This is a genomic window from Flavobacterium sp., from assembly GCF_027484705.1.
Classification (GTDB): Bacteria; Bacteroidota; Bacteroidia; order Flavobacteriales; family Flavobacteriaceae; genus Flavobacterium.
In genome coordinates, this window is record NZ_JAIXSL010000007.1 from 532,120 (window position 1) to 540,520 (window position 8,401).

Annotated in this window: 6 protein-coding genes; 4 read left to right on the top strand and 2 right to left on the bottom strand. The window is 37.7% G+C overall.

Annotation, left to right across the window (positions count from 1 at the left end; translation table 11 throughout):
- Nucleotides 1-125: 125 nt before the first annotated feature.
- The 4 genes from Q0058_RS04425 to Q0058_RS04440 all read left to right on the top strand — a co-directional run bounded on the left by Q0058_RS04425 (nucleotide 126) and on the right by Q0058_RS04440 (nucleotide 5,980).
- Nucleotides 126-2,954, top strand: coding sequence for a carboxypeptidase-like regulatory domain-containing protein (locus tag Q0058_RS04425; RefSeq protein ID WP_298221525.1), 2,829 nt, complete (start codon nucleotides 126-128; stop codon nucleotides 2,952-2,954).
- A 12-nt stretch (nucleotides 2,955-2,966) separates the two neighbouring features.
- Nucleotides 2,967-3,590: a choice-of-anchor J domain-containing protein gene (locus Q0058_RS04430; RefSeq protein WP_298221526.1), complete on the top strand. Its 624-nt coding sequence runs from the start codon at nucleotides 2,967-2,969 to the stop codon at nucleotides 3,588-3,590.
- 4 nt (nucleotides 3,591-3,594) lie between these two features.
- A complete protein-coding gene (locus tag Q0058_RS04435; protein WP_298221527.1) occupies nucleotides 3,595-4,938 on the top strand; it encodes a DUF5689 domain-containing protein in 1,344 nt (447 codons plus the stop codon).
- Nucleotides 4,939-5,227: 289 nt separating this feature from the next.
- On the top strand, nucleotides 5,228-5,980 hold the full coding sequence (locus Q0058_RS04440) for a phosphatase PAP2 family protein (RefSeq protein WP_298221528.1): 753 nt from the start codon (nucleotides 5,228-5,230) through the stop codon (nucleotides 5,978-5,980).
- Between the two features lie 123 nt (nucleotides 5,981-6,103).
- Here Q0058_RS04440 and Q0058_RS04445 read toward each other — a convergent pair whose 3' ends face one another.
- Together Q0058_RS04445 and Q0058_RS04450 are read right to left on the bottom strand one after the other, a co-directional pair.
- Nucleotides 6,104-7,972, bottom strand: coding sequence for an OmpA family protein (locus tag Q0058_RS04445; protein WP_298221529.1), 1,869 nt, complete (start codon nucleotides 7,970-7,972; stop codon nucleotides 6,104-6,106).
- A gap of 18 nt (nucleotides 7,973-7,990) precedes the next feature.
- On the bottom strand, nucleotides 7,991-8,401 hold a 411-nt coding region (locus Q0058_RS04450), incomplete at its 5' end, for a PorP/SprF family type IX secretion system membrane protein (RefSeq protein ID WP_298221530.1).

An 8,401-nucleotide genomic window follows, 5' to 3' on the forward strand; every position in this document is an offset into this window, starting at 1 on the left:
TTAATTTAAAATCAAGTTTAACATAAACTTGGCTGTAAAAGTAATTAATATTAATTTAATAGGTACATTTGCATCCGTTAAGAAATAATTATTCTTAGGAAAAGACGAATTAATTAATATTATCTATGAAAAAACTTGTTATTAGTACATTATTTGTAATGCAGGTGCTTTTTGGTTTCGCACAAACATTGACTGGAGTTACCGGGAAAGTTGTTGATTCGAAAACGCAGAAACCATTACAAAACGTTGTTGTTGCCATTTTAAACTCTCCTTACACAGAATTGACCGACAATGCCGGAAAATTTACTTTTAAGGAAGTAACAGAAGGAAATCAATTGTTGCAAATCAAAACCCAAGGCTATACGGATCAGATGATTCCGGTTGAGATTACACGGGGTAAATTGCTTGATTTGGGTTTGGTGCTTTTTGTTGAAGACCAAACACAAGAACAACAATTGAGTTTAATTACCATCACAGAAAATGATTTGGGTGATGACAATAGTGGTTCTGAAAGTACTTCAGGCTTGCTACAGGCAAGTAGGGATGTATTTCAACAAGCTGCAGCCTTCAATTGGGGGCAAGCGCGTTTCAGAATTCGCGGACTGGATAATGAGTATGGAACAACAATGATTAATGGTGTTTCCATGGCTAAAATTTATGACGGAAGACCTCAATGGAGTAACTGGGGAGGTCTGAATGACGCTACAAGAAACCAAGAATTTACATCAGGTTCTGCGCCTTCAGATTATACTTTCGGCGGTATTTTAGGAACTCAGGAAATCAACACCCGGGCTTCCGTATACAGAAAAGGATCTAGAGTTTCTTTTTCTGGGACAAATACTAACTATAGCTGGAGAACAATGGGGACGCATGCTTCTGGCATGAATACCGATGGTTGGGCATTTGTGGTTTCTGCTTCAAGAAGATGGGCCACTGAAGGTTATTTTGAAGGAACTGACTATAGCGCAAATTCATTGTTTGCCAGTGTGGAGAAAAAATTCAACGACAAACACTCTTTAAACCTTACTGCGATATATGCACAAAACTACAGAGGGAAAAACTCACCAAATACGGATGAAGTAACCGACATCGCTGGGATTAAGTATAACTCTTACTGGGGCTGGCAAAATGGTGAGAAAAGAAACTCAAGGGTAAAAAAGGTTGAAGAGCCTATCTTAATGCTGAGCCATTACTGGAAACTTAACTCAAAAACCAACCTCAACACCAACTTAAGCTACCAAATAGGTCAGGTGGGAAACAGCCGTTTGGATTATCAAGGGCAAGACAATCCAGACCCTACGTACTACAGAAATTTACCTAGTTTTTACACCACGCAATTTGATGACAATGGAAACTACATCGGTAACAATACTGTCAATACTTTAGAAGCTTCTAGAGCAAAATTCTTAACGAACCGACAAATCAACTGGAACGAGTTGTATGATGCGAATAGAAGAAGCGCTAACGGAAACAGCTACTACATCTTATATGAAGACCGTACCGATGATGAGCAATTTACGGCAAATTCTATCCTTTCTTCACAGTTAAGCGACAATGTTATGATGAATGGAGGAGTCACTTTCCGCAAGTTAAGATCTCACAACTTTCAGAATTTATTAGACTTAATGGGCGGGAATTATTTCTTAGACATCGACACTTTTGGTGCCGGTGACCAACAACAAACAGATTTGAACAATCCAGACAGAAGAATATTGGAAGGCGATAAATTCGGATACAACTATAATTTATTGGCTACCACTGCAGATGCCTTTACACAGTTTAAATTTACCTATAAAAAGGTAGATTTTTACATGGCACAAAACTATTCTAAAACCTATTATCAAAGAGATGGGTTATACAAAAACGGTTACTACCCTACCAACTCTTATGGTAAAAGCGATAAAATTTCTTTTGATAATTTCGGATTCAAAGGCGGTTTGACTTATAAAATCACTGGTCGTAACTTTATCGATCTTAATGGGTATTATGCTACAAAGGCTCCTAATTTGAGGAATACCTATGCCAATGCCAGAGTCAACGACAATGTTTACAGTGATCTAAAAAGCGAAATAGTATCAAGTGTTGATGCGAGTTATATCATCAAAACACCTAAGTTCAAAGGAAGAATTACTGGATTTTATTCTTACATAAAAGGGTCTACTGAAACTTCCTTCTTCTTTGCGGACGCTGTTGATGATGGAGATACCGGAAATGGAGAAAGCGCCTTCGTAGCTGAAACTATCAGCGGCCTAAACAAAAAGAACATTGGTGCTGAATTAGGTTTAGAATACCAGTTATCAAAAACGATTAAAATATCACTGGCTGCTAATTATGGTGAATATACTTATGACAGTAATCCAACGGTTCAATTGAATATTGATGATCAGGCCACAGCTACCAATACGTTCCCTGTACGAGATTTTGGAACCGCAAATTTGAAAAACTACAGACAGCCTGGTATGCCTCAAACCGCCGCCTCTTTTGGTTTGGAATATAGAGATCCTAAATTTTGGTGGATCGGTGCGAATGCCAACTATTTGGCAAACAATTATATCGATGTGGCTCCTATCTTAAGAACAGAGGCTTTTTTGTTGGACCCAGCTTTTAGCGGAACTGGAACTCCATTTTTCGAAGCTACACAAGAAAGAGTAGATCAATTGTTGGAGCAAGAAAAATTTAAAGACTTTACACTTGTCAATCTTACCGGTGGTAAATCATGGAAAGTTGGCGGCCAAACTTTTGGCTTCTTCGCGAGCATCAACAACGTTTTTGACATTACCTACAAAACAGGTGGTTTTGAGCAAGCAAGAAATTCAAGTTTCAGACAATTGAATCAAGATGTGTCACACTTAGATACTACTGGAAGCTATGTAGCACACACACCTTCGTTTGGTCCGAAGTATTTTTACGGGTTTGGAAGAACTTATTTCCTGAATCTTTATATTAATTTTTAATAGTATAATAAAATGAAAAAAATCTCTTTATATAGTTTTGTGCTTCTTGCTGTTCTTGCTTTTACAGCTTGTACTCAAGACAGCGACGTTGAAAACAAACAAACCAAAACAACGCTGTTTATTGAAAACTTCACAGACAACACTGATGGAACAACTTTAGACACACCGGGTTGGACTAATTATGCGCAAATCGGAACGTATAAATTTACTGAAGAAGTGTTCAAAGGTGATGGTTATGCCCAATTTACAGCATTTCAGTCTCAGGCTAATTTACGTCAGGATTTAAATGTTGCCTGGTTGATCTCGCCTGCATTTGACATGGATAAGCAAGAAGGTGAAACACTTGTATTTCAATCAGCACATGCGTTTTTATCATCCGCTGACAATACCCTGGAATTAATGGTTTCAACAGATTATGATGGAAATATTGCTAACTTTAACCAGTCAAGCTGGGTCAGTATACCAGCAAAAACACCTACTGTTTTTAATGATTTCTATGAATATGTAAATTCAGGAGCTATTGATTTATCAGGCTTTAAAGGAACCTTACATTTTGCCTTCAAATACAAAGGATCCGGAGTGAATCAGAATCTAGACTGTACCTATCAAATTGACAACATTCGATTATATTACTAAAATTATGAAAACAAGAATAATTAAATCACTAGCGATCTTTTCTGTTGTACTCGGATTGAGTACGAGTTGTGTAAAAGAGGATTCAAATATGGACAATCCGGATACCGGCATTGTAACCTACGAACTAACGGCAAACAAAACCGTTGCCGACATTGTGGCTTTTAACAACACGGGCAATGCTGTTCAATATACCGCCAATGATGTTATAGAAGCTTATGTAACTTCAAGCGATGAAACCGGAACTTTCTACAATACAATTTCTTTTCAAAACATTCCTACCAATAGTTCACAACCTATCGGATTTAGTGTTACTGCTAACTTTTCGTCTTATGTAAAAGGATTTACACCTGGTAGAAAAGTATACATCAAAATGCAAGGTTTGTACACTGCCGTGATCGATGGTTCGCTTAAAATTGGCGCATTGTTCGAAGGTGGAATTGGAAGAATTTCTGAAAATGAGTGGCAAAATTACTTATTTCCTTCTTCAACAATCATTGCTGAAGACAATATGGTGAGAACAGTATCATTGGCCTCGGCAGCAACCAACGCAAACTTAAACACGCTGATTGAAATTAACAACGTTCAGTTTGCTGATGGTTCGTTAGCCAGAACTTATTTTGATATCGATTCAGGAGGTAGTGCTACCAATCATGATATTGTAGATATTGCTGGAGGAACAACCCGTTTTTTTAGAGTAAGTTCTTTTGCGCTTTTTGCCTACCATAAAGTCCCTTCAGGAAGAGGAATACTCAGAGGGATAATGACCAAATTCGGCTCGGATTTCCAATTTCTTGTTAGAAATGAAAACGACATTAAGCTCACGAATCCAAGAACATACACTTTTTTCAGTACTTTAAATGAAAATTTTACCAGTTATGCAGCCAATCAGAAAGGCTTTGTGAACTATCTGAATTTTGATGCTTTAGGTAGCAAAAGCTGGATTACTAAAACGGTTAACAATTCTCAATGCATTCAAATGAGTTCGTTTGGCGGCAATTTACAATCCAACAAAAGCTATTTTATTGTTCCTGTAAACTTTACAGCAGCCAATTCTATGTCGTTCATGGTAGATGCTGATTTTTTCTCAACAGGATTGGGATTGAAAGTATACCGTTCGACGGATTATGTTCCGGGACAAAAGATTAATAGTGCTACTTTATATGATATCACTACAAATTTCACATTGCCTACCGCGAATACGACTAGTTTCGTTTCTTCAGGAACTTATAGTTTCCCTACAAATTTAACTGGAAACGGCTATGTTATTTTTGAATATACCGGAAGTAACATCAGTGGTCCTGGTTTACTCACGACCAATTGTAATATTGATGATATCATCATCAATTAAGGAAACCTCTTAAGAGTATAAAAAAGCGCTTCAATTGAAGCGCTTTTTTTTGGTTCAATCCACTCTAGATTCGAATTGAATCTTTATTGACTGCCTTTTTTCAACTATTCTTTTCTTATAGATTCATTTAATCTGTAAAAAAGTCTGTATTGGATTTTAAAAAGACCTGTAGAACCTTATTTTTGCTGCAGAACAAATTGAATGTATTATCTTTAATCATCGCTTAAATGTCTTGATAATAAAGTCTCTCCTCATTTGTCTCTATTTGTATTCACTTCAAACCTTCCGCATGAAAAAAACGATTGTACTCACTTTTATAATATCCTGCTCTATTTCCGCACAAAAAATTACCGTCAATGATAGTCTAAAAAAAAATGCTGGAGGTAGACCGGAATTCAACCCAAAACAGTTAATTATTCCTGCTGCGCTGATGACCTACGGAATTGTGGCCATTGAAAGCGACTATCTGAAACTCATCAACGTCGAAATCAGGGACGAGCTCAAAGAAAATATTGACGAGAAGATTACGATTGATGATTTTTCACAATACTTTCCAGCTGCTTCTGTTTATGTTTTGAATAATGTTGGTATCAAGGGTAAAAACAACTTAAAAGACCGATCGATCATTCTAGCGACTTCGTATGTATTAATGTCGGGTTCTGTTATGAGTCTAAAGACAATAACACAAATAGAAAGACCAGACGGTAGTGCCAACAATTCTTTTCCTTCAGGACATACGGCAACTGCATTTTCAGGCGCTGAATTTCTATGGCAGGAATATAAAGACGTTAGTGTATGGTATGGGATTTCTGGTTATTTGGTTGCTACTGGCACAGGCTTCTTTAGAATATACAACGGACGGCATTGGCTATCAGATGTGGCCATGGGTGCAGGAATAGGAATCTTAAGCACCAAAGTAGCCTATTGGGTGCTTCCTTATATGAAAAGCCACATATTTAAGTCTAAAAAAGAAGTAGGCATAATAACGCCCTTTTATAATGGAAAACAACTTGGTATTGGAATGGTCATTAATTTTAGATAACAACCTTTTTATAATTCATCAAAAGCATAAGAGTTCGCAAATCTATTTTCATTCGGTAGCATTGAATCTATCAAATAAAAAAGCCGGGTAATAAATACCCGGCTTTTAATACTGTATGGTTTGTTACTTCACAATCAAGAATTCAGAACGTCTGTTTTGTGCATGCTGTTCTTCTGTACAAGCTTCTTTACAATCTACTTTCGGTTCAATTTCTCCCATTCCTTTCGCTGAAATTCTGCTAGCCGAAATTCCTTTCGAAATAATATACTGTCTTGTTGATTTGGCTCTGCGGTCAGATAAACTTAAATTATAAGTGTCGCTTCCTCTGTTATCTGTGTGTGATTTGGCTAAAATCATCAATTTGTCATTGTTCTTCATGACCTGAACTAACTTATCAAGTTCAAAAGCACCCTCCTGAGTGATGTTACTTTTGTCATACTCAAAATAAATAGGGTTGAGTATGATTTCAGTTTCTGTTACAATCACATCGATTGGCTGTAAAGCAGCATCAATTTTGGTTTGTCCGCCTTTAGTCTTGGTTACCGCAAAAGTATTGCTCTCAAATCCGTCTTTAGAGGCCTGAATGCTGTATGATTTTTCACATTCAACATCATACGATACTTCTCCTTTTTCGTTGGTTGTTTTCGTAGCGATTACGTTCTTCTTGTCATCAACAATGGATACGCTGGCATTGGCCAACAGAGCGCCTGTTTTAGCATTGGTTACGACCGTAAACACTTCGGTTCCACAAACAGGTGTTGCTGAGAAAATATCATCATTCCCGTTACGGTTGCTCGAAAAGAAACCAAGGTTTTTAGCTTTGTTGAATGTAAAAGAGAAATCATCTTTTTCTGTATTGACTGGTTTCCCAACATTGACTGCGGTAGTACCTTTAGCCAAATCAATCTGAAACACATCCAAACCACCCAAACCAGGTCTCCCGCTTGAAGCAAAATAAAGTGTGCTGTTGTCATCGGCAATAAATGGAAAACTTTCGTTGCCTTCAGTGTTGATCTTAGCGCCCATATTTTCAGGTATGCCGAAAGTACCGTCAGCATTCACTGCAACTTTCCAGATATCGACACCGCCTATACTTCCGGGCATGTTGGAAGAAAAGTACAATGTTTTACCATCGCGGCTCAAACTCGGATTACTCGTAGAATATTCTTTGCTGTTGAATGGCAATGAAATCGCGCTACCCCATTTTCCATTTTCTTTAGTAACTACAAAAAGGTTGTTTTTTCCAAGTTTAAGGTTGTTTTTTTTGTCTTTTTCAAAAGAAGATTCGCGGAAACTGTCGCTTGAAAAATAGGCTGTATTGCCATCTGTACTGATGGAAACCGGTCCATCGTGGTATTTGGAATTAAGCTCCTTTACCGTTGTGGCATTGGTTATTGTCCCGTCAATGTTGTAATCGGCTTTGTAGATATCCAAATAAGGCTCTTCATTCCAACCGTATTCTTTACGCGAACCGTTTCTGGCGCTCGTAAAATACAATTGATTGTCATACAACACTGCTCCGAAATCAGATTTGTCGCTGCTGATTTCTAAAGATTTCACGTCAAAACTTTTTTGTTTGTCAAGGAGTTTAGGAACGTAATTCGGATTTTCTTTAAATGTTTTTGCTCTTTGGTCATTCGGAGCCATGGATGCAAATTTTTGCATTTGCTTGTTCGACTCTTCATATTTGCCATTCGCTTTAAGCATCTGCGCATAACGATAATACGTTTCAGCATCTGGATTGGTTTCAACTGCTCTGGCATACCATTTAGCAGCTTCAGTGGTGTTGAACATATTGTAATAGGTATCGGCCAGTTGCTTATAAACGTATGCATCCGATTTGCCTTTATCTACCAACTTAAGATACTCTTCAGCAGCGTCAACATACTCGTAACGATTAAACAATTTATCGGCCTTCTTCGTAGCTGCATTCTGTGCGTTGAGTGAATTAATGGCTATCACAAAACTAAATGCTATATAAAAATTTTTCATGTCAGATTGCTTTTGATTTTAGAAATATCTAGGTGATTGTGATACTTTTTTCGGGAAATTTAAGTCGAATAACAAAATGACTTCGTGAGATGATGGCGTGGTGACTTTCAGATCCGAGATGATGTGGTCGTAAGCATATCCGATTCTGAGGTTCGGGTTAATGGCATAATTCACCATCGCGCCGAAACTGTCTTCCTTGCGGTAAGTGGCGCCAACCTCAAACTTCTCATTGAACAGGAAATTCGTCGAGATATCATAAGACACCGGAGCGCCAAAAGCGGTTTTCACCATCGCGAAAGGTTTGAATTTCACATTGTCCGACAAATCAAAAACGTAACCTCCGGTTAAGAAATAGTGCGAGGTTTCGTTGCCGTATTTATTTCCTTTATAATCCAAATGCGTCGATTTGATCATGTTCGGAACCGAAAA